Below are 20,897 nucleotides of genomic sequence, written 5' to 3'. Positions count from 1 at the left end.
AATAATACCTTCTCTCTTTTAATACTCAGGAACCCATTTTGTTGCCTTAACAGCAATATTTATATCGTCAATTTCTTCTTTATTTAGTTTTTGGTCTAAAACACTTTGACCGACTACCTCAGCAATTTTTTCAGAAAATGCTGCCAATTTTTCCACAGGGGGTAAAACAGGTGCTCCTGGTTGAGTGGTATCCACAATACCTCCTAATGCATGACTTGCTTGTGATAGAATTTCGCCATTTATACGACTCGCAGTTGAAGCAATTATTCCTAAGCCAAGTCCAGGATACATTAATGCATTATTGGCTTGACCAATTTGATACGTTACGCCGTTATATTCCACATCTTTTGCAGGAATACCAGTTCCAATCAAGGCTTTACCATCTGTCCATTTAATTAAGTCTGCTGCAGTTGCTTCGGCTAATTTCGTGGGATTGGATAAAGGGAAAATAACCGGACGTTTCGTATATGTGGTCATTTCTTTAACAATATTTTTTGTAAAGGCACCAGGTTGTGTAGAAGTGCCAATCATTACGGTTGGATGAACAGCCTTTACCACACTTTCCAAATCGGTTAAATCCAAGTCAGAGGAAAATTCACTCCGTTTACGAGCAAAAGCTTTTTGGCCGTTTGTCAAATCTGACATATCTTCAAATAAGAGACCTTGTTTATCAACTAAATAGAAATGTTTGCGGGCTTGTTCTTCACTTAGCCCTTCCCGCATTAATTCATCTAACAGTTGGTTGGCAATCCCAATTCCGGCAGTACCTGCGCCAAAAGTCAGAAAAATTTGGTCGGTTAATTTTTCTTTGGAAATATTCATTGCTCCTAAAATACCCGCTAATACTACAATGCCAGTTCCTTGAATATCATCATTAAAGGTTGTAATTTTATCTTGGTATTTTTCTAAAATTGTAGCAGCATTACTCCGTCCAAAATCTTCCCAATGCAATAGCAACTCTGGAAATAATTTTGTAGCGGTATTAACAAATTTATCAACAAAGTTCATATATTCTTGTCCATAAATCCGTTCGTGTTTATTCCCCAGATATAACGGATCGTTGCGCAATTTTTCATTATTTGTTCCTGCATCTAAAGAAACAGGTAATACTTGCCTTGGATCAATTCCCGCTGCAGCAGTATAAACCATTAATTTGCCAATGGAAATCTCTACACCGTTGACTCCCCAATCCCCCATCCCTAAAATGCCTTCTGCATCTGTTACAACGATTAAGCGAATATCGCGTCCTGCTGCAGCATTTTTCAAACTGGCTTCAATATCTTCTGGGGCATCAATTGATAAAAATGCAGCATCTTGTGGTTCAATAAATAACTCATTGTATTGTTCAATGGCATCTGCCACCGTTGGATCGTAAACAATTGGCATGAATTCTACGATATGCTGTCCCATCAATTTGTAAAACAGTGTACGGTTCGTGTTAAAAATGTTCATTAGAAAAATCCGTTTTTCTAAATCGCTAGGTTTACTTAAATATTGGGCATAGGTTTGGACAGCTTGTTCTTCTAATGTTTGTACTTGACTTGGTAAAAGACCAGTCAATCCTAATTCCTTACGTTCAGTTTTAGTAAAAGCTGTTCCTTTGTTTAAAAATGGATTGTTTAAAATTTCAATACCTTTCATTTTTAAAAGCCTCCTTGCAATTTTGCGGTTATCTTTCGTTGACAATGACAAGACTAACCCTTATTTCTTGCTATAGTCAAAAACAGCAGGTATGATAAATTTAATTTATATGAGAAAATTATCGAATAGTAACGCTAAAACTTAAGGAGTTTTTTATGAACATTCGAGATTTAGAATACTTCCAGCGCTTAGCTTTAGAAAAAAATTATTCTAAAGTAGCTGACTTTTACCACGTTAGCCAACCTACAATTACATATGCCATTAAACGTTTAGAAACAGAACTAAATGTTAATTTGGTCAATCGCAATCAGGCTCACAAAAATATTACTTTAACCAATGCTGGGCGCCAATTTTTACTACATGTAAATAGTATTTTGCGAGAGCTGAGAATTGCCAAGCAAGAGATGACCCATTTTTCGGCAAAAAAACTTCCTTTGGGTTTACCGCCAATTATTGGGAATTATTATTTTCCAAAATTATCTTCTAAACTTTTACAAACAGATATTCTACCTCACCTTGTTATTCAACGAGAAGGCTCTGAAAACCTGTTGCGACAAATTAAATTGGGACGCTTAGACGTCGGTTTGATTGGTTCTTTGGATACAATTACTACAGATATTTTACAATCTGAAGTTTTAACGAAGAAAAAATTCAAGATTGTCGTTGCGCCAACCCATCCTTTAGCTACGAAAAAGAATATAGCTTTCGCTGATTTAGCGAAAGAAAATTTTTTATTATTAAGTGAACAATATGTACATCACCGCGCTTTTACTCGCTTAATTCAAGCAAGTAACACGGATCCAAAAGTTATTTATCAAAGTGATGATTTGGCTATCTTAAAAGGGATGATTAAATCCGGTATAGGAATTGGTTTTCTTGCAGAACTGGCTATCAGTTCAGACGACAACTTAATAGCTATTGACTTGGCAGACGCCAATCAACCTCAATTTCTAATTTCTCTTTTGTACCGTAACAATAGTATTTCAACACCAATTATAGCAGAATTACTGACATTAATTCGTCAAATTGTCGTTGAAGATGAAAATAAAAAATTAAATAATTTGCGATAAATAAAAATACGTTTTTCACTTAAACTATTGAGCAAAGTGAAAAACGTATTTTATTTTATAACGAAATTTATTTACCCAGCCAACTCTTCAAATTGTGAATTGTAAAGTTGTGCATAATAACCATCTTTCGCTAATAATTCTTCGTGTGTCCCTTGTTCTTTGATATCGCCATCTTGCATATATAAAATCTTATCTGCATCTTTAATCGTCGATAACCGATGGGCAATAACAAAAGAAGTTCTTCCTGCCATTAAATTATTCATTGCATTTTGAATCAAGACCTCTGTTCTGGTGTCTACAGAAGATGTTGCTTCATCCAAAATCAAAATTGGTTTGTCGGCTAAAATTGCACGGGCAATCGTTAGTAATTGTTTTTGTCCTTGGGAGATGTTAGAGGATTCTTCATTTAATTCCATATTGTAGCCACCAGGTAATGTTTCAATGAAGTGATGCACATGGGCAGCTTTAGCTGCGGCATAAACTTCTTCATCAGTTGCATCTAAATTACCATAGCGCAAGTTATCCATAATGGTTCCTTTGAACAACCAAGTATCTTGTAAAACCATCCCGATATTTTGGCGTAAATCAGCTCGGTTAAAGTCACGAATATCATGACCGTCAATTTTAATAGCACCAGAATTCACGTCATAAAAACGCATCAATAATTTAACCATTGTCGTTTTACCAGCACCAGTCGGCCCAACGATTGCCACCATCTGACCTGGGTCAACATGGCTGCTAAAATCGTTAATGATAATTTTATCTGGTGTATAGCCAAAGTGTACGTGTTCAAAGTCCACTTCACCTTTAACTTTTCCGATTTTCACTGGATTTTCAACAGTTTGTGCCTCTTCATCTTCACCTAAGAATTCAAAAACACGTTCAGCTGCTGCTGCCATTGATTGCAACATATTTGAAACTTGCGCTAGTTGCGCAATTGGTTGAGTTAAGTTGCGGACATATTGAATGAAAGCTTGAATATCCCCGACGGTAATTGTACCGTTGTAAGCTAAAATCCCACCAATAATCGCGACTGCAACATAACCTAAGTTACCAACAAAGTTCATGATTGGTTGCATTAAACCTGAAAGAAATTGTGATTTCCAAGCAGATTTAAAAAGAATGTCATTTTGTTCTTTAAATTCTTTCATGGCATTTTCTTCATCGTTAAACAAATGAACAATGTTATAGCCACCGACAGTTTCTTCTACTTGACCGTTAATTTTACCTAAATACTTTTGTTGGGTAGCAAAATATTTTTGTGAATATTTCACGACAAACATAATTAATAATAATGAAATTGGCACAATCAAAACTGAAATTCCCGTCATTTGAACAGAAATAGATAACATCATGATAATTACACCGACAATAGTAAATGTAGAAGTAATTAACTGTGTAACAGATTGATTTAATGATTGACCTAAAGTATCTACGTCGTTGGTGATACGGGATAAAACTTCACCAGTTGTCCGGCTTTCAAAGTAGTTCATTGGCATCCGATTAATTTTTTCGGTGATTTCTTTACGCATCCGGTAAGTAATCTTTTGGGTAACAGTCGACATGATCCAGCCTTGCATCACACCAAAGAGTGCTGCGACTAAATACAAACCCAACATAAAGATTAGAATTTGACCGATTTTATCGAAATTAATGCCACCAGTACCTTGATATTTTTTGATTAAGCCATTGAATAATTCCGTAATGGCTTTTGATAAGATTTTTGGTCCCCAGATATTAAAAACAGTTGACGCTGCTGCGAATATCATGACAAACAAGACTGCAATCTTATAATTTGCCATATAGGAGACTAATTTTTTAATGGTGCCTTTAAAGTCTTTGGCTTTTTCGCCACCGGCCATGCCGCCACCCATTGGGCCACGACCGCCACGGGGAGTTTGTTGTTTATTTTCTGCCATTGTCTTCGCCTCCTATTCTGCTTCTAAGCCCAATTCAGCGTTACTCAATTGTGAAGAAGCAATTTCTTGATAAACAGCAGATGTTTCCATCAATTCTTCGTGAGTACCTTGTGCAACAATCCGACCTTCATTTAAAACAATAATGTTATCGGCATGTAAAATCGTCGAAATTTTTTGTGCTACGATAATTTGCGTAATACCTTTAACATTTTCGGCTAATGCTCGTCGTAAAGCGACATCTGTCTTATTATCTAACGCAGAAAGAGAATCATCAAAAATTAAGATTTTTGGATCTTTGGATAATGCACGCGCAATAGCTAAGCGTTGTTTTTGCCCACCAGAAACATTGGTCCCGCCTTGAGAAATAGCACGATCATAACCCGCATCATTTGAATTAATGAATTCTTCTGCTTGGGCAATCATGGCCGCTTTTTTCATTTGTTCATCAGAAATACCATCGACGTTCCCAAATTTAATATTTGATTTAATATCACCAGAGAATAAAACCCCTTTTTGTGGTACAAAACCAATTAAATCATGGAGTTTGTGTAAACTCATCTGACGAATGTCTACACCATCAATAGTAATACGACCAGTTGAAACATCAAACAAACGTGGAATTAAGTTTACAACAGTCGATTTACCAGAACCCGTTGAACCAATTAAAGCTGTTGTTTGGCCTGGTTTAGCTGTGAAATTCAAGTGATGCAATACATCTTCATCGGCATCTGGGTAACGGAATGTTACACCTTCAAATTTCACTTCACCAGTAAAGTCGTGATCATCTTGTGGTTGATCTGGATCAGTAATAGTTGGTTTTGTTTCTAAGACTTCATCCACACGACCAGCAGAAACGTTAGCCCGTGGTAAAATAATTGAAACCATTGATAGCATCATGAAGGCCATCACGATTTGCATCGTATACGTAATAAAGGCCATCATATCTCCGACTTGCAATTGACCAGCATCCATATTATGACCGCCGACCCAGACAATTAAAACAGAAATACCATTCATCAATAACATCATAATTGGCATCATAATCGACATTGCCCGGTTCACAAACATTTGGGTTTTCATTAAATCCGTATTCGCACCATCAAAACGTTTTTCTTCATATTTTTCACGAGAAAAAGCGCGAATAACGGGTAGTCCTGTAATAATTTCACGAGATACTAAGTTAACTCGGTCGACTAATTTTTGTAGGCTCTTGAATTTTGGCATGGTAAAACCAAGTAAAGTCAAGACTAAAATCAAGACTAAACTAACCGCAACACCAATAATCCAGCCCATACCAGTACCTGTTTTATATACTTCGTAAATCCCACCTAAACCTAATATTGGTGCGTATAATACCATCCGAATTGTCATAACCAGACCCATTTGGATTTGTTGAATATCGTTTGTACTACGCGTAATTAGGGAAGCTGGTGAGAATTTTTCCATTTCGGCATTGGAGAAGCGCAAAATCTGATTGAATTGTACTACGCGCAAATTTTTACCCACAGAAGAAGAAACCAGCGAAGCAATTAAACCAACTAAAATCGCAGCCACAGCTGAGATTAATGTTAAAATAATCATTTGTGTACCTTTTTTTACCATATAATCGGTTTGAATTTGCTTGGTGTCTTTGTTTAAGGCTTTATACTCGGCTAATGTTAATTGGACTCCAACTGTTTTCATGGAATCTTCACCCATATCGCCAAGCTCGTCTTTGGTTTCTTTTCTTGCTGCTGTTAATTTTTCCGGAAGTGAATCATTGACTTTTTTCAGTTCATCGCCAAGTTTTTGCGCTTGAGCACCTTTGGCCTTAGCTTCATCCCCAAATTTTTGTGCTTGAGCACCTTTTGTTTGAGCAGTTGCCATGTCACCAGCCGCCGCTGCTGTTTGGGCTTCTGTTGCTGCTGTTTGGGCTTGTTCGCCTAACGATTTAGCTTGTGCACCTAATTCTTGTGCTTTTTTACCGTCTGTACCTAGTTTTTGATAAGTATCTAAAATTTCTTTAGCAGCATTGCCATCTTTTGAATCCTTAGCCTGAGAAGAAGCCAGCATCATCATTGGCAATTCAAAAATCTTTGCCAACTTTTCTTTAGTCATGCCCTCTTTTAAATCAAGATTATAGACATCAATTTTTTTACCATCTACTGTTTTTGTAGCAGCTTTATAATTTTCTTTAATCGTATCCTTTTCAGCATCTGTCATAAATAATTCGATTGCTGAAAGAGTGGACTTGCGAATTGTTTCTGGTGTCGCAGTTTCCAGTCCTCCTTGTTGAATACCCACGTCGACAATGTCTGACGTAATGCTAGGTAATGTCAAATCACTATGCGCTTGGATTCCTAAAAGTACCAGTGCTGCTAGGATTGCATACCAATATTTTCCCAGATATTTAAATAATTTCACGTCTGCAACCTTCCTTATCTATTTAATTTTTAACTTTAGATTTAATAGCACCACTTTTTAGCCAATTAAGTTTTAAAGTAAAATCCTTTAAAACTACTTCTACATCAAAGTTATCTTTTCCTACTAACTGACGATAACCTTCTGCAACAGTCGAAAATACAATGTGCATCAACATTTTGACTAAAAGTTTTAACTCATCCTCATTCTGAACATTTAAAGTCGTCAGATCAATCATGTTATAAAACTCTTGCATACTTTCTTTGTGTACTTGACGTGCAGGATCCGCATGAGAATCACCTCTTGGCTTGCCAAAATGGGGCGCAACTTTATGAAAAGAACGATAATCCATATTCATAAATAAATTGCGATAAAAAGAAGCATTCTCACCTTGCAAAACTTCTTTCACCATCTTGGTAAAGTAAATTTCAAAACCGTCAAAAAGTTGACCATTCGCTTTTGCCATTGCAGTATTTAATTCTTGCTGACTATTTCGGCGCATATTTTGAAAATAGTAGAAATATAAATCATCTTTATCTTCAAAATATTGGTAAAAACTTCCTCGAGGAATTCCTGCATCTTTAATAATCTGAGCAATTGAAGCCTCCCCTAAAGGCACTTTGGAAAATTCTTTTTTCGCAGCTTTCATAATCCGTTGCTGCTTTTCTCTTGTTAGATGAAAAAAGGTTTCCTTTGGCATGATCTTTCCTCCTTACTTTAAAAATTTTCAGTTTAAATAAATGACGCTATGTCATGTGACAATGTGTCATTATACACTCATTTTTGGTAATTGCAAGTATTTTGCATAATTATTTTCATAATTATCCCAAGAGAAAAATAGTTATTTTTAAAGATAAAAAACACCGATACAAAAGGAAGTAAATTAAAATGATATTTTATTTTTCAAAGCAACATTACCTTTTTACTATTTTCAGTCAATAAAAATTCATATTTTTTTCATAACTCCCTTTGAAATAACAACTGAAATTTTATATGATTCGTCTAACACCCAATTTTATTTCGGCACAAAAACCTTGGTCAAAATGGTTTCCTCACTTGTTCCAAGCTTACCTTCATAACAATGTGCTCAAATTTTGCTTATGAACTGGCAAACAATACTGCCTTTTTCTCAAATACTAAGACATAATTTTTACAGCTGAAAAAAAATCTCGCATAAAAAGTCGTCTTAACTTTCAAAACTTAAAATTACACCAACCCATCATCTTTAAGTTTACTACTACGACTTAATATTTGAGAATTTTTCCTAGTTTATTTCTTGCAACCAATGAATAATAATCTGACCAATTTCTTTTTGCTGTTTTCTATTTGAAATTGTTGCTTGTCCGTCCCCCTTTTGTGCTCCGTAGCTGCCAAAGCCAGCATGATTACCACCTTTAATGACATCATAAGTAGTCATCTTGGGTAAATAGTTTTTGGCTTTTTGATACTGTTTATGATTTAATACCTGATCTTTACTGGCAGTAATCGATAAAACTGGAAAACTAGATTTTGCTAATGAACCTTTTTCATCCGGATAGCTAGCTAAAAAAATCATCCCACTAATCTCTTGTTGGTGATTGTGGGCATAGCGGCTTGCCATGACGCCCCCTAATGAATGACCTCCTAAAATATTTTTCTCGTGGGACTTCACCACAGCATTAGCTTTATTGGGTGCCATGACCGCTAAATCAAAAGGCAATTTCAAAATATATACCCGATAACCGGCATTGGCTACTTCTTGTGCCCAGATGCGATAACTCGCCGGTTCTACTAAAGCCCCTGGATAAAAGATGAGATTTGTTTTTTCTTTTGCTCTATCTGCTTGTTCACTAGTAAATAATTCGTAATCTTTTGTAACCTTTATCGGATCAATTGCACTTGCAGTACTGCTAGGCGTGTAAATATTCAATTTAATATAGATAATGCCACCTGCTATTGCCAAAAGAAGAGCAATCAACATTCCCAATAAAATTTTTTGCCACCTAAGCAACTTTTTCATAGGAAGACCCCCTTTATATTTATTTCAAAAATTTAACCAAAAAAGACCACTTCTTGATTATAGCAACAAGAAACGATCTGATAAAAAGAAACGACTACGACTGAAAAGCTTTTCTAAAATTGACAAGTATGAAAAATATTTTAATCGGAAATAAAACGATTTTATAGCCTCAAAAGAATACCTACTCTTTTGTATATGAAATACATAAAAAAATTCTTCAATAAAAAGTGCTAAAAACTACAAATTAATTACAACAATAGGATTACATGATTTTTAAGTAGCAATATAATTTCCTCATTGACAAGTGAAATATTCTCTGCTATTTTATTAACAATCAATAAAACGCGATGAAAAAGAAAGTAAAGTAATGCTGTTTACTAAAGAGAGTTCCCGGCTGGTGTGAGGGAATGTAAATCCATTATTTGAAAATGGCTTTTGAGCGGATTTCCCGAATGTTTAAGGAAATACGGTTGCCTCCGTTAACTAGGCACAGTCTCCAAAGAAATTTTGGGTACTAATAAAGGTAAGATCTGTGAGGATCTTATAATTAAAGGTGGTAACGCATTTTCATGCCCTTAGCAATTTTTGCTAAGGGCATTTTTATTTGTCTATACGATAGAATGACGATTCTATCAGGCAAAGTAAACATGCGACTGCTAAAATAGAAAGGTGGAAAAATATGTCAGGATTTTTAGTTGTTCAAACGGATTTTGGTTTACAAGATGGAGCAGTAAATGCAATGTATGGTGTCGCCTATCAAGTAAGTCCTACTTTGATTATCAATAATTTAACACACGAGATTGAACCTTATAATATCCACGATGCCAGCTATCGTCTTTTACAAGCAGTCAGTTATTGGCCAGCCGGTACTGTTTTTGTTTCAGTCGTTGATCCTGGAGTGGGTTCTACTCGCCGCAGCGTTGTTGCCGAATTATCAGGTGGACAATATGTAATTACTCCGGACAATGGAACGTTAACGTATTTAGCACAATATATAGGGATTAAAGAAGTACGTCAAATTGATGAAGAAATTCAACGTTTACCTGGTTCATCAGAAAGTCATACCTTTCATGGACGAGATGTTTATGTTTATAATGGGGCACGCTTAGCTAGTGGAAAAGTTGGGTTTGTAGAGTTAGGTAACAAGATTGCGACAAGCGAATTGGTTGCTTTCTCATTAGTTACTCCTTTGCAAAATGAAAATACAATTACCGGAACAATTGATATTACAGACATCCGTTTTGGCTCTTTATGGACAAATATTCCTGTCGATTTTTTCAAAAAATGGCAGGTTGAATATGGCCAACGACTGTTAGTCAAAATATATTATCAAGATGTTGTCCGCTATCAAGATGAAGTTGTTTTTGGGCGTTCTTTTGCCCAGGTAGCACCAAAAGAAGCCGTACTTTATATTAATTCATTGTTAAATGTCGGTTTAGGAATCAATCTAGATTCTTTTTCAAAGGTATATCAAATTGGAACAGGCAATGATTGGACGATTGAACTAACGCAAATATAAAAATGAAAAAAGAAAAAGAGGTTAAGATGATGAATAAAAAATTTACCGTCAAACATATTGTAGCAATTGGGATTGGTGCAGCAGTCTTCTTTATTTTAAAACGTTTTGTAACAATTCCTACAGGGATTCCCAATACTGATATTGCAACTGCGTATCCCTTTTTAGCGTTGCTCGGTGTCGTTTATGGGCCAATCGTTGCAGGGCTAGCTGGCTTTATTGGTCACGCATTGGGTGATCTAACAACCTATGGTGCTTGGTGGTCTTGGATTGTTGCCTCCGGAATTTTAGGAGTGTTCTTTGGTTTACTGGCAAAACGCATTCCAATTAATGAAGGAATTTTTGGAAAAAAAGAAATTACAACTTTCTTAATTGGTGAAACAATCGCTAATTTGGTAACCTGGGTTATTATCGCTCCAATTGGTGATATTCTAATTTATGCAGAAGCACCTAGCAAAGTTTTTACCCAGGGGGTTGTGGCTGGGATTACTAATTCCATCGTAACTGGAATTATTGGATTTATATTATTAAAAGCATACGCCCAAACTAAGACAAAAAAAGGAAGTCTAAATAAAGAAGCTTAGAACGTGAGGATAGAAAATGATCGAGTTTCGTGATTTTACGTTTCAATATAACAGCCAAGCTGAACCAACATTAAAAAAAATCAATTTACGTATTCAGCAAGGAGAAAAGATTTTAATCATTGGCCCCAGTGGATCTGGAAAGTCTACCCTAGGAAAATGTTTAAATGGTATTATTCCACAAAATGAGCCAGGAAGTTTTACTGGTTCTTTGTCTATTGGTGCTAAAAATTTCGGCGAAGCCTCAATCTATGATCTTTCTTTGGACGTTGGAACCGTTTTACAAGATACAGATAGCCAATTTGTGGGATTGACAGTAGCGGAAGATATTGCCTTTTCATTGGAAAATGAAATGGTCGAGCAACACGAAATGCGTACAGCAATAGATTATTGGTCGAAAAAAACGAATCTGCAAGCTCATTTAAAAAAAAGACCACAAGACTTATCCGGCGGCCAAAAACAGCGCGTCACAATGGCTGGCGTCCTGATTGATGAAACGCCAATTCTTTTGTTTGATGAACCCTTAGCCAATCTTGATCCGCAAACAGGTTATGAAGCAATCCAAATGATTGACCACTTGTATCAATCTCAAAAATTTACGACGATTATTATTGAACATCGTTTAGAAGAAGTACTTGCCGCTCCTATCGATCGGGTGATTTTAATGGATGAAGGAAAAATCATCGCAGATATGACACCAACAGAGTTATTACAAAGTAATCTATTAGCCCAGTATGGTATTCGCGAACCTCTTTATCTTACAGCTTTAAAACAGGCCAATATTTCATTAAAAAATTTTAGCGATCTGACAAAGGTTGAGAAATTAGTTTCACCAGCAATTGCAGCAGCATTAACTGGATCTTTCACAAAAGTTGTGCCACCTGCCCAAGAACAAAAACCTCTACTAACCTTGAACAATATAACATTTGGTTTTGGTACTGACGCAGTTCTGAAAAATATTGACTTGACTCTTTACCAAGGAGAAATGGTTAGTTTGGTTGGTCACAATGGGGCGGGAAAATCTACTTTATCAAATTTGATTACTGGCTTTTATCCTTTGCAAACTGGACAATTATTATGGAAGGGAACTTCCCTAGCTGCAGAAAGTATTAAAGAACGAGCGGATAAAATTGGTTATGTCCTGCAAAATAGCAATCAGATGCTTTCTAAGAACATGATATTTGAAGAAGTCGCTTTAGGTTTAGAAAATCGAGGGGTTGATGCTGCGATTATTCAAGAAAAAGTTTGGGATACGTTGAAAATTTGCGGCTTATATGAATTTCGTAATTGGCCCATCTCAGCGCTAAGTCATGGTCAAAAACGACGTGTCGCCATTGCTGCTATCCTAGTATTAGAGCCAGAATTGCTGATTTTAGATGAACCGACTGCAGGACAAGACTATTACCATTATAATGAGATGATGCATTTCTTACATGAGTTAAATCAACAGGGAATAACTATTTTAATGATTACTCACGATATGCACTTAATGTTAGAGCATACACAACGGACAATTGTTTTAAAAGAAGGAAAAATTATTGCAGATGAGCCTCCTGCAACAGTACTCTCTTCGGCTGAACTTGTTGCATCGGCTAGTCTAAAAGAAACCAGTCTTTACCAGTTAGCAAAAAATAACCAGTTGTCAGATCCATCTGGTTTTGTCGCTGCCTTTATTCAGAATGAAAAATAAACTGGATAAATAAAGATTAGTTAACTAGTAACACCTACTTTATGAATTAGGAGGAGCCTCATGGGAGGGACTAATTTAATTGGCTATCTGCCAAGGCAAACACCAATCCATCAACTTAGCGGCGTAACGAAATTATTGTGTTTTTTACTGCTCTCTGTGATTGGGATGATTTCTTATGATACACGATTTTTACTAAGCCTCGCACTTTTCTCAATCATTCTTTTTGTTGTGGCAAAAATCAGTTATCGTGAAATTTCTTTTGTCTTAAAATTTATTGCCTTTTTCTCAATTTTAAATCTTTTGACTGTTTATTTATTTGCACCAGAATACGGGGTAACAATCTATGGAACTCGGCATGTCATTTTTCAGGGAATTGGACGATATACCTTGACCCAAGAACAACTTTTTTATGAGTTCAATTTATTGATTAAATACTTTGTAACAATTCCACCAGGACTAATTTTCATTTTAACAACTAATCCGAGCGAATTGGCATCAAGCATTGCACGCGTGGGAGGATCTTATAAAATTGCGTATGCATTTTCATTAGCATTACGCTATATCCCAGATATACAAGAAGACTTCCGCACAATCTCAAAAGCTCAGCAAGCACGTGGTAATGAATTATCGCAAAAAGCATCGTTGGGAAAACGTATACGCGGAAATTTGACAATTGCGATTCCCTTAATTTTTTCAAGCTTAGAACGAATCGAAACAATTTCTTCTGCGATGGAACTTCGGCGCTTTGGAAAAAATAAAAGCCGCACCTGGTTAATGGCTAAACCTCTAAGAAAAAACGATTATTTCTCCTTGTTATTGATTAGCTTAGTTTGTTTGGTTGGAGTTTACTTACTAAAAGTAAATCATGGTCGCTTTTATAACCCATTTAATTAAATCCTCTAACCAAAACTACGGTTAGCCTTATTGATGTTGGTAAAATTATCAACATCTTTTTTGTTGTAAAAGAAAAAGTCCAGAAGAATATTCCTAAGGTGGCGTGAGTCAGAGAATACAAAATGGCGGTTGGAATGTTTATTACAAAACCAGTAACGGTAAACAAACTGCAAGAACTGCTTACAATAATATTGTTTGTCGCATGGTCAAAAAATGCTGGGGCTTCAGGAGTGCCTAGCACATGGGCTTCTGCTACTGGTATTAGTTGGATTGCTGGAGTAATTTTTGGTGCAGTAGCAGGTGCCAATGCCTACTTTGCCTCTTAAAAAAACTTGTAGAGATCGAATTGATAGACATGGTAATACAGGTACCGCACGCATGACACTTACTAAAACAAGATGGTCGGCAAAATATGATAATCGTTGGTAGTTCAGTCCAAAATACGCTATAAAAGTATCAGCTGTCTTGTCTACATACTTACTGAAATGGTATGATGAATTAATATGATGTACCGGGAGGGACAGTGATTGAGTAGGGATAAAAAAATTTTTTACATTGTAACACTCATTCAGTATATAATCTATGGAGTTTCACTGGTGTGGGCATTTTTAGCTAGAGGAATCACACAAAACTGGCCATTTTATCTCTTGTTATTAGGGATATTAATTGGAAATTTTATCCCAATTAAATATCGTATCAACTTCTTTTCAAGTGAGCCTGGTTTCATTTTTAAAACAAAGACACGAAAATTCGAAAACATTATTTACATGACAATTACCTGTATAATTATTTTTCTAGTTATACTCCTATATACCTTATAATTTATAAAGTACAATCACTGAGAAAGTAGATACTGGCTTCCTCAGTATCTTTATTTTCGTAGCCAATCTTAAAAACACCACAAAAAAAGAGTACCAAAACATTGAATTAACAATGTTTTGGTACTCTTTAAATGTATTAACCCACAGACCCTTCCATTGCCTGAAGTAATTAGCGAACACTCACAATGGTTGTTTTTTAGGTGAAAGACTAGATTTTGGGTTGTTATTATATACCATCAGTTCACATTTGTTTTAACGTATGGATAGGAAAAAGATAGGAAAAAATGTCGCTGGGGGCATTAGCATTTGTCAGTTATTGGCAAGTGCTTTTTTTATGTAAAAACACGCCCCACAAGAGACGTGTCTAATCAAAAAGTTATCAGCTTTGAAGAACAAAGAAGAACATAACTTAGCAGAAGCTAGATTACTTTCTTCAAAAGAGGTTTGAACGTTCATTTTACATTGTGCCACCTAGTCCAGCCAGTTTGCAACCTGACCTACAATTTTCAGTTTTACAATGCAAATCGGATAGCTAATCCTATAAAATCAGGGTAGCTACTCCCTTCATTTACTACCTCTATTATACTACAAAAACCGCTTTATACCAACGTTTTCAGGCGTATTTCCCTCTTAATTGTTGAATCATACTGGTTACATAAACAGGGATATGATCTGCAATAGCTTCCCCACGATTTAAGTACCAATATTGAGTTAAAAGCAGTGTGGCATTTACGAATAGATCATCTTCTTGGTATCCAATCGCTTCACTATTTACAGCATTTCCGACGTATTCCATACTAGCAGCATCTAAAGCAACCAGAAGGCCATCATCGTCTGTATACGGGATTCTAAGACTCTGTTTAATCATTTCCAATCTATTTAACATAGGCCAAACTCAACTCCATTCTCTCGTTAGGTAAATCAGTATAAACACGTTCGATATTATAAGAAAGCTCTCCAAGTTTTACATGGTACAAAGCTCGGTCCATCATCAGTAATGGTTCAAATCTCAAAGCTATCCTTCTATCAACACTAGACTTTTCCTGAGCAGATATAAATTGTTCGTTTGCTGAAATTCCCAACTCACTGTAAAAAATATCACGTACCTTCACCCAGTCTTCTTTTGGTCTATCGTTTTCATCTATATATGATTCTAGTTTTTGAAGTTCTCCTTTGTATCGGTAATCAGATATTCGGCTTTTCATTCGTCTTACTCCCTTCTATAAAGAAAAGGGCATACCTCTAGAAAGGTACACCCTCAACAATCAATTTGATTATTCCCCAGTGCCTGTTGCTGGAGTGAATTCAATATATACTGAAGCGTTCGGGTCAATTGTTTTATAATCGTTACGAACGACTACTGCCAAGCCTTGAGAATAGTAATCAAATTTTTCCCATTGGGTTGTAATCTGATTGCGACGGGCAACAAAGACTGATTGGGCAATATCTCCCATCACCATTGGGAAGGTCCCAGCTTTTGGATTCGCAAACAGTGCATCACTGATAAGCACAACTGGCATACCGAACAATGATTTTCCACTTGGTGCTGTTACGTCTGGTTGCAAGATATAACGGCCATCGGCATCTTTTAGCGTGTCCAAGTGATTGAAGCCGGACTGGTTCAAAATTACCATTTTATCCAAAGCTGGATCTAATACCACATTATGAATCTGTTTCAAATCATCAAGGGTAGCGGCTGTTTGCTTGGTGAAGGTTTTTAACAAGTCCATGATATGCTTGTTGTCAGTGTTTTCTACTAACTTCGCTAACTGGTCTTTGACTTCTGCCACAATATTCACTTCTGAATCTTCCACTACTTCGTTTGACAAGGCAATTTTACCAGCCCGAGTTTCCACTTTGTAATCCACTTGTGTGAACATTTCAGCATCAATATCGGCAATTTCAGCTAGTTCCGCTTTCGTAGCAAGTACCGCTTGTTGGTTGGTTGCCACTGGATATTTCCCTTGACCGTTCGATACAGTTTTAACAGTGGCATATTGTGCCAAGTTGTAGTTTGAACGTTTGAGATCAAACACTTCCCCGATTACTTCGCTAGGAACAACGGCCGCTGCATTTACAGTGGTTACTCCGTCACGTTCTTCACCTTGGGAACGGATATAATCTTCATATCCCCGAATTTCTGTTTTCTCGTTATCAATTAAAGTTTTTTCCATTTTTTTGCTCTCCTTTTGTGTCTTAGAAGTGGATTCTAAGGCTTTGTTTGTTTTGTTTGATTGGTTGTTACTCATAAACGCTTCATAGGAACGCTTATCTACTTGGACATTTGACGAATCATAAGCCGGGACCGTTACAACACTAATTTCATTCAGCTTTTGGATTTTATCAATGGATCGTACTACCTCACCATCTTCTTTCTCGCTGAAGGAATCGATTCCCAATACAAAGCCAAAACTCATCTTGTCTAATAACTTTTTTGAGACATTTTCATAAACATCATTGGCATAAGTTGTGCCATTTAGTTCCGCTTCAAAGTGAAGGCCAATATCATCTACTTCAAGTTTCAATGTGCCGGCTTTTGTGCTGGCAAGGGGCTTGCTGTAATCATGATTGTGTAATAAGAACACATTCGACAAGTCCACTTCTTTCAGGGCTTCTGGTGTGATTACTTCCACAAAACCACCTAAATCTTTTGAAGGTTGTCCAAACTTCAGCGCATAACCGCTAATCGTTTTGGGTTGTTCCTCCTCGGTTTTCTCTGGTTCTTTCTTGTCAGCCGTCAATTCAGCTTCTTCTGTCAATCGTTTTTCTTTTTCTTCATTCTCCATCTGCTTGCATTGCTCCTTCCTGTTGATCTAATTGATACCGTTCCAACATATCCAAGTAGGTATAGTTCAGACTTGCCAATAAGCGATCTCCGCCATCAACTGGTGCTAGGCCTAATTTAGACCGCCCCTCATTAATCGTGAGTAGTGAACCCTGTACCTGTTTCAACGTTGTTTCAGCCATTGTGAGTGGGTCTGTTTCCAAGAATCGCTCTGTATTGAAGCGAACATTCAACGGATCGTCCACTAGTTTTGCTTTGATTTCCGATAAGAAACAAGCAAAGTAGTGGCTCAACGTGTTTTGCAGATAAATCAGATTGGATTGTGTCACGCTTGAGTGGGCGCTTTCGACTTCTAAACGGTCTGAAGGAATCCCAAAAGCCTTGGATATTTGCTTGGTTGTCCAGTCATTCGAGTTGATTAACTTCAAGACACTGGTGTCTACTTCGAGTTTCTTGTAATCCATCGTGGAATCCAAAACGATTGTTCTTACCGCATTGTCTCCATTGTCTGACCCATTCGCTTCTTCAAACTTTTCCCGGATTGCTTTTTTCGCATTGGAATCTAAGTCGGATTTCTCAACTTTCAAAATTCCACTACTATTAATCCCACGCTTGAAATAATTGAAAATAGTCTTGTTCCCAGCCGCTTGAATTTTTAGCTCGTCTTTTAACGCATAAAGCGGTGGTATACCGGTTAGGCCATCTTGTGTAAAATACTTGAAATGAAGCATATCCAAGGCTTCCACACGCTTTTTCTTATCGCTTGGATTTCCAACTTCGTAATAGATTGACCCATTGTCATGCTGTTTCATAGTAATTTCACTATTGGCAACAAAATCCATCGATACTGGAGTTCCGGCTTCATCTCGGACTATCAAGGCAAAACTATTGCCGTTTAGTAGCATATTTACTGCCAGGCAAAACTTGAAATGCCAGCCGTCCATTAGTTCATTCGGCCTATTGTTGAACAAAGACATTAGATCATCATTCTTAGTGGGCAGATTGTCCTTTAGTAATTGCAACGGACTGGAGGCAATATCTGAAGCTAGAATCTTAATAGCCGTAAACACATCGCTATTTTTTAACGCCTTGATACTCACGAAACTTGAACCATCGTCTGTTACAATCTCGACAACATGGTCTAAAAAGGCGTCTCCTGTTGTGCTAGAAACACTTTTCCCTTTGAAAAATGCCATCTTTACCCTCCTTCCTGTTGGTTATTTAGTAAAATTGCAATCCCAATAAGCACAAAGCCCAGCGCTAACAATCCCCAATAGAAGTTTGTTAGAAAAGTAATTGCCGTTATTACACAAATTAGTCCAAGTAAAAGGATAATTGTATGGCTATTCCTAGAAAGAAAATTCTTCGCTAGTGTAAAATTCATTATCTGCCCTACTTTCCTCTTGATTGGTGTGGTAGTCCATTGCAAACACATAAGCATTTATCAAGGCTGCAATCGGATCTATCTTGTTTGAATTTTTTGCTTTGTTTATCTGAATCCCGTTGTTATCCTCTTTGATAATCGCATTGTTCACCGCATGAGTTAGGATTGTATTTTTCGCATGAAGGATATTTCCCTCATAGACCTGTTCTCTAAAAGTCCGGGTTGGTACGTTCAAGGTAAGTGTCCCTTGTCTTACTTCCAACATTGGATAATTCGCTCGCTCTGCTTTGGCTATCAAATCATTGGCGTTGTACGGGTCATAGCATATTCCCATACATTCCAAATCATTTTCTTGGATAAGTCCTTGGATAAAGTTGAATACCTCTGTATAGTCCACAATGCCACTCTCAAGCCGTGTAATTGAACACTCGCCTATCTTCTCTAATTCCCGATAAGGCAAGCCATCACGCTTTTCCTTGTCCTGTAAGCCGTACTTGGTAGCCACAAAGCTGTGAGAATCACAATACAGTTTGCCATTGGCTAGTGGCACGATCCATGAAATGCTGGTCAAGTCGTCTGTCTTGGATAAATCCACCCCAATATAAACGGGCAAGCCGGTTATCTCTTGCGGTTCAACTTCCACTGCCTGCCAATCTTCGGCCGCCATGTAGCTATCTTCTGAAGCCTGGCGCCACAAATTGAAGTTCTTCACCAATACCGAGTTCAAATTGTTCTGTTTCAAGGCAAGCTGAACATCATCTTCAATGGTTGGTAGCATTACCTTTTTAATTTCTTCACTTTCAAAGATTGGGTTCGCTTTGATCCATAAATCTTGATCGTGTATTTCTTCCTCGCTGTCCAATTCCCAAATGGCTATGAAGTACCTATCAGCTTGTTCTTCGCCTTTTAAGACTTTATCCAGTAGTAAGTATTCCTCATACATCGGCACGTTCAAATCAAGCCCAGCGGTGGATATAACAGCTAATAAGCCGTTCTTTTGCTGGGTCATACCTGACTTGATAACGTTGTATGTTTTCCGGTCTTTGCTCTCATGCCACTCATCAATAATGGCAGTCGTAGGGGCAAAACCATCTAGCGTACTGGTTTCACTTGCCAAGGCCATCGCAAAGGAATTTGAAGGCAAGTGAATGATTTTCGAGTTCATAATTTTCAACTGTTGCCGTAGAAATTTACTTTTCTTGGTGGCAGCCTTCAATGAATTGGACAGCATATCATAACCCAATCTGGCTTGCTTCAAGGCATTAGACACAAACAGCACTTGCCTTGCTTCAGCCGGTTCTCGCTCCATTACAAGGGCATTAGCTGCCATGCCACTTGCTAGGTAGGTTTTCCCATTCTTACGTGACTTGGAAATAAACGCCCGGTTAAACCGCCTAAAGTTGCCTTCTTTGGTACGCCACCCATACAGACTAGAAATAATAAACTTCTGGAATCCTAGCATCTTGATTGGCTTACCATCAGTCCCAGGCAATAACTCAATGAATTGGATTGCCTTTTTCGCTTGGGCATCATCATAGTAATAAGGATAATCCGGCTTCTTTGCCTTCTCCAAATCATCTAGATGGCGCTGGCAAGCTAACTTGATTTTCTCCCCAGCAATCAGGCTACCATCTAATACTTGCGCAATGTAGTTATCCATTCGCCATCAAACTTTCAAATGGATCTTGTGGTGTTTTCTCTTTTGCGTTGTTCAAGGCAATCCGAGAACGTTCTACCATTGTCATGCCAAGGGCAGTAGCGGCCATTTTCATATCCTTCATAGCGTTGGATTGCATTCTAATTGCCGGATTCGCTACCCTAGCACCATTAGCAGCCTTTTGGAATACACCTTTATTCTTAATCTCACGTTCAGCCGCCCCCACACGGGCAAAAGCCAGACAGTACGCCACCAACATTCCATAATCAGCTTCAGAAAGTGGCAAGTCTTGTTTTAGGATAGGAACCAACCGATTCCATTCCTTCACGGCCATCTCTGGAAAATATTCAGGGGGGCCGGACATCAATTCCTTATGAGTGAACATCGCTTGTCTGGCATCTTCTCTTTGAGCTTTTTCCTCATTTGAGATATGTTCACGCTTAGTATTTGTTAATATGGTTACTGGATTCGCCATCTTGTTTCCTCCTTCCCAACAAAAAAGGAGAATACCAGCTACTACTCATAATGAGTAACAACTAA

At 37.3% G+C, this 20,897-nt stretch carries 17 protein-coding genes and 1 other annotated feature; of the genes, 6 read left to right on the top strand and 11 right to left on the bottom strand.

Annotation, left to right across the window (positions count from 1 at the left end):
* Positions 1-18: 18 nt before the first annotated feature.
* Complete coding sequence (locus EsVE80_RS02540; RefSeq protein WP_269474255.1) at positions 19-1,662, bottom strand: malolactic enzyme; 1,644 nt, start codon at positions 1,660-1,662, stop codon at positions 19-21.
* Positions 1,663-1,796: 134 nt separating this feature from the next.
* Here EsVE80_RS02540 and EsVE80_RS02535 point away from each other — a divergent pair, with 134 nt between their 5' ends.
* The gene (locus tag EsVE80_RS02535; protein ID WP_173102331.1) at positions 1,797-2,711 is read left to right on the top strand and encodes a LysR family transcriptional regulator; all 915 of its coding nucleotides are present in this window, start codon (positions 1,797-1,799) and stop codon (positions 2,709-2,711) included.
* Positions 2,712-2,782: 71 nt separating this feature from the next.
* On the opposite strand, the gene EsVE80_RS02530 is transcribed toward EsVE80_RS02535, so the two are convergent.
* The 4 genes from EsVE80_RS02530 to EsVE80_RS02515 form a co-directional block, all read right to left on the bottom strand.
* Positions 2,783-4,630, bottom strand: a complete 1,848-nt coding sequence (locus EsVE80_RS02530; protein ID WP_173102330.1) for an ABC transporter ATP-binding protein — start codon at positions 4,628-4,630, stop codon at positions 2,783-2,785.
* A gap of 12 nt (positions 4,631-4,642) precedes the next feature.
* A complete protein-coding gene (locus tag EsVE80_RS02525) occupies positions 4,643-7,033 on the bottom strand; it encodes an ABC transporter ATP-binding protein (protein ID WP_173102329.1) in 2,391 nt (796 codons plus the stop codon).
* A gap of 22 nt (positions 7,034-7,055) precedes the next feature.
* Complete coding sequence (locus tag EsVE80_RS02520; RefSeq protein WP_173102328.1) at positions 7,056-7,730, bottom strand: TetR/AcrR family transcriptional regulator; 675 nt, start codon at positions 7,728-7,730, stop codon at positions 7,056-7,058.
* 564 nt (positions 7,731-8,294) lie between these two features.
* The gene (locus EsVE80_RS02515) at positions 8,295-9,029 is read right to left on the bottom strand and encodes an alpha/beta fold hydrolase (RefSeq protein ID WP_173102327.1); all 735 of its coding nucleotides are present in this window, start codon (positions 9,027-9,029) and stop codon (positions 8,295-8,297) included.
* A gap of 338 nt (positions 9,030-9,367) precedes the next feature.
* Positions 9,368-9,609: a binding site (T-box leader), on the top strand.
* Between the two features lie 99 nt (positions 9,610-9,708).
* Between EsVE80_RS02515 and EsVE80_RS02510 the strand changes: the two genes are divergently transcribed.
* The 5 genes from EsVE80_RS02510 to EsVE80_RS02490 all read left to right on the top strand — a co-directional run bounded on the left by EsVE80_RS02510 (position 9,709) and on the right by EsVE80_RS02490 (position 14,036).
* Positions 9,709-10,548 carry an SAM hydrolase/SAM-dependent halogenase family protein gene (locus EsVE80_RS02510; protein WP_173102326.1) on the top strand — a complete coding sequence of 280 codons (840 nt, stop codon included), beginning with the start codon at positions 9,709-9,711 and terminating at the stop codon, positions 10,546-10,548.
* A 29-nt stretch (positions 10,549-10,577) separates the two neighbouring features.
* Complete coding sequence (locus EsVE80_RS02505) at positions 10,578-11,129, top strand: ECF-type riboflavin transporter substrate-binding protein (protein WP_173104108.1); 552 nt, start codon at positions 10,578-10,580, stop codon at positions 11,127-11,129.
* A 16-nt stretch (positions 11,130-11,145) separates the two neighbouring features.
* On the top strand, positions 11,146-12,816 hold the full coding sequence (locus EsVE80_RS02500; RefSeq protein WP_173102325.1) for an ABC transporter ATP-binding protein: 1,671 nt from the start codon (positions 11,146-11,148) through the stop codon (positions 12,814-12,816).
* A gap of 60 nt (positions 12,817-12,876) precedes the next feature.
* The gene (locus EsVE80_RS02495; protein ID WP_173102324.1) at positions 12,877-13,710 is read left to right on the top strand and encodes an energy-coupling factor transporter transmembrane component T family protein; all 834 of its coding nucleotides are present in this window, start codon (positions 12,877-12,879) and stop codon (positions 13,708-13,710) included.
* 122 nt (positions 13,711-13,832) lie between these two features.
* Positions 13,833-14,036: a hypothetical protein gene (locus EsVE80_RS02490; RefSeq protein WP_173102323.1), complete on the top strand. Its 204-nt coding sequence runs from the start codon at positions 13,833-13,835 to the stop codon at positions 14,034-14,036.
* Positions 14,037-15,144: 1,108 nt separating this feature from the next.
* Here the strand turns inward: EsVE80_RS02490 and EsVE80_RS02485 are convergent.
* The 6 genes from EsVE80_RS02485 to EsVE80_RS02460 form a co-directional block, all read right to left on the bottom strand.
* Positions 15,145-15,417 (bottom strand): head-tail connector protein, encoded by a 273-nt coding sequence (locus tag EsVE80_RS02485; RefSeq protein ID WP_173102322.1) that lies wholly within the window; start codon positions 15,415-15,417, stop codon positions 15,145-15,147.
* Positions 15,407-15,736, bottom strand: a complete 330-nt coding sequence (locus EsVE80_RS02480) for a phage head closure protein (protein ID WP_173102321.1) — start codon at positions 15,734-15,736, stop codon at positions 15,407-15,409. Before EsVE80_RS02480 ends, EsVE80_RS02485 begins: the two co-directional genes overlap by 11 nt.
* A 69-nt stretch (positions 15,737-15,805) precedes the next feature.
* Complete coding sequence (locus EsVE80_RS02475; RefSeq protein WP_173102320.1) at positions 15,806-17,317, bottom strand: phage major capsid protein; 1,512 nt, start codon at positions 17,315-17,317, stop codon at positions 15,806-15,808.
* Complete coding sequence (locus tag EsVE80_RS02470) at positions 17,307-18,512, bottom strand: phage portal protein (RefSeq protein ID WP_173102319.1); 1,206 nt, start codon at positions 18,510-18,512, stop codon at positions 17,307-17,309. The genes EsVE80_RS02475 and EsVE80_RS02470 overlap by 11 nt, the downstream gene beginning before the upstream one ends.
* Before the next feature lie 153 nt (positions 18,513-18,665).
* Positions 18,666-20,360: a terminase large subunit gene (locus tag EsVE80_RS02465; RefSeq protein WP_173102318.1), complete on the bottom strand. Its 1,695-nt coding sequence runs from the start codon at positions 20,358-20,360 to the stop codon at positions 18,666-18,668.
* Positions 20,353-20,832, bottom strand: a complete 480-nt coding sequence (locus tag EsVE80_RS02460; protein WP_173102317.1) for a phage terminase small subunit P27 family — start codon at positions 20,830-20,832, stop codon at positions 20,353-20,355. Before EsVE80_RS02460 ends, EsVE80_RS02465 begins: the two co-directional genes overlap by 8 nt.
* Between the last annotated feature and the right edge of the window lie 65 nt (positions 20,833-20,897).

Origin of the sequence: Enterococcus saigonensis (genome assembly GCF_011397115.1) — a bacterium.
Lineage (GTDB): Bacteria > Bacillota > Bacilli > Lactobacillales > Enterococcaceae > Enterococcus_C > Enterococcus_C saigonensis.
The sequence above is the reverse complement of the archived record's forward strand: the minus strand, read 5'-3'. Positions and strand labels throughout refer to the sequence as shown.

Bases quoted from the DNA above. Each gene is read 5' to 3' on its own strand.
- EsVE80_RS02535 (WP_173102331.1), top strand. From the start codon at position 1,797: ATGAACATTCGAGATTTAGAATACTTCCAGCGCTTAGCTTTAGAAAAA.
- EsVE80_RS02530 (WP_173102330.1), bottom strand. From the start codon at position 4,630: ATGGCAGAAAATAAACAACAAACTCCCCGTGGCGGTCGTGGCCCAATG.
- EsVE80_RS02520 (WP_173102328.1), bottom strand. From the start codon at position 7,730: ATGCCAAAGGAAACCTTTTTTCATCTAACAAGAGAAAAGCAGCAACGG.
- EsVE80_RS02515 (WP_173102327.1), bottom strand. From the start codon at position 9,029: ATGAAAAAGTTGCTTAGGTGGCAAAAAATTTTATTGGGAATGTTGATT.
- EsVE80_RS02510 (WP_173102326.1), top strand. From the start codon at position 9,709: ATGTCAGGATTTTTAGTTGTTCAAACGGATTTTGGTTTACAAGATGGA.
- EsVE80_RS02505 (WP_173104108.1), top strand. From the start codon at position 10,578: ATGAATAAAAAATTTACCGTCAAACATATTGTAGCAATTGGGATTGGT.
- EsVE80_RS02500 (WP_173102325.1), top strand. From the start codon at position 11,146: ATGATCGAGTTTCGTGATTTTACGTTTCAATATAACAGCCAAGCTGAA.
- EsVE80_RS02495 (WP_173102324.1), top strand. From the start codon at position 12,877: ATGGGAGGGACTAATTTAATTGGCTATCTGCCAAGGCAAACACCAATC.
- EsVE80_RS02490 (WP_173102323.1), top strand. From the start codon at position 13,833: ATGGCGGTTGGAATGTTTATTACAAAACCAGTAACGGTAAACAAACTG.
- EsVE80_RS02485 (WP_173102322.1), bottom strand. From the start codon at position 15,417: ATGTTAAATAGATTGGAAATGATTAAACAGAGTCTTAGAATCCCGTAT.
- EsVE80_RS02480 (WP_173102321.1), bottom strand. From the start codon at position 15,736: ATGAAAAGCCGAATATCTGATTACCGATACAAAGGAGAACTTCAAAAA.
- EsVE80_RS02475 (WP_173102320.1), bottom strand. From the start codon at position 17,317: ATGGAGAATGAAGAAAAAGAAAAACGATTGACAGAAGAAGCTGAATTG.
- EsVE80_RS02470 (WP_173102319.1), bottom strand. From the start codon at position 18,512: ATGGCATTTTTCAAAGGGAAAAGTGTTTCTAGCACAACAGGAGACGCC.
- EsVE80_RS02465 (WP_173102318.1), bottom strand. From the start codon at position 20,360: ATGGATAACTACATTGCGCAAGTATTAGATGGTAGCCTGATTGCTGGG.
- EsVE80_RS02460 (WP_173102317.1), bottom strand. From the start codon at position 20,832: ATGGCGAATCCAGTAACCATATTAACAAATACTAAGCGTGAACATATC.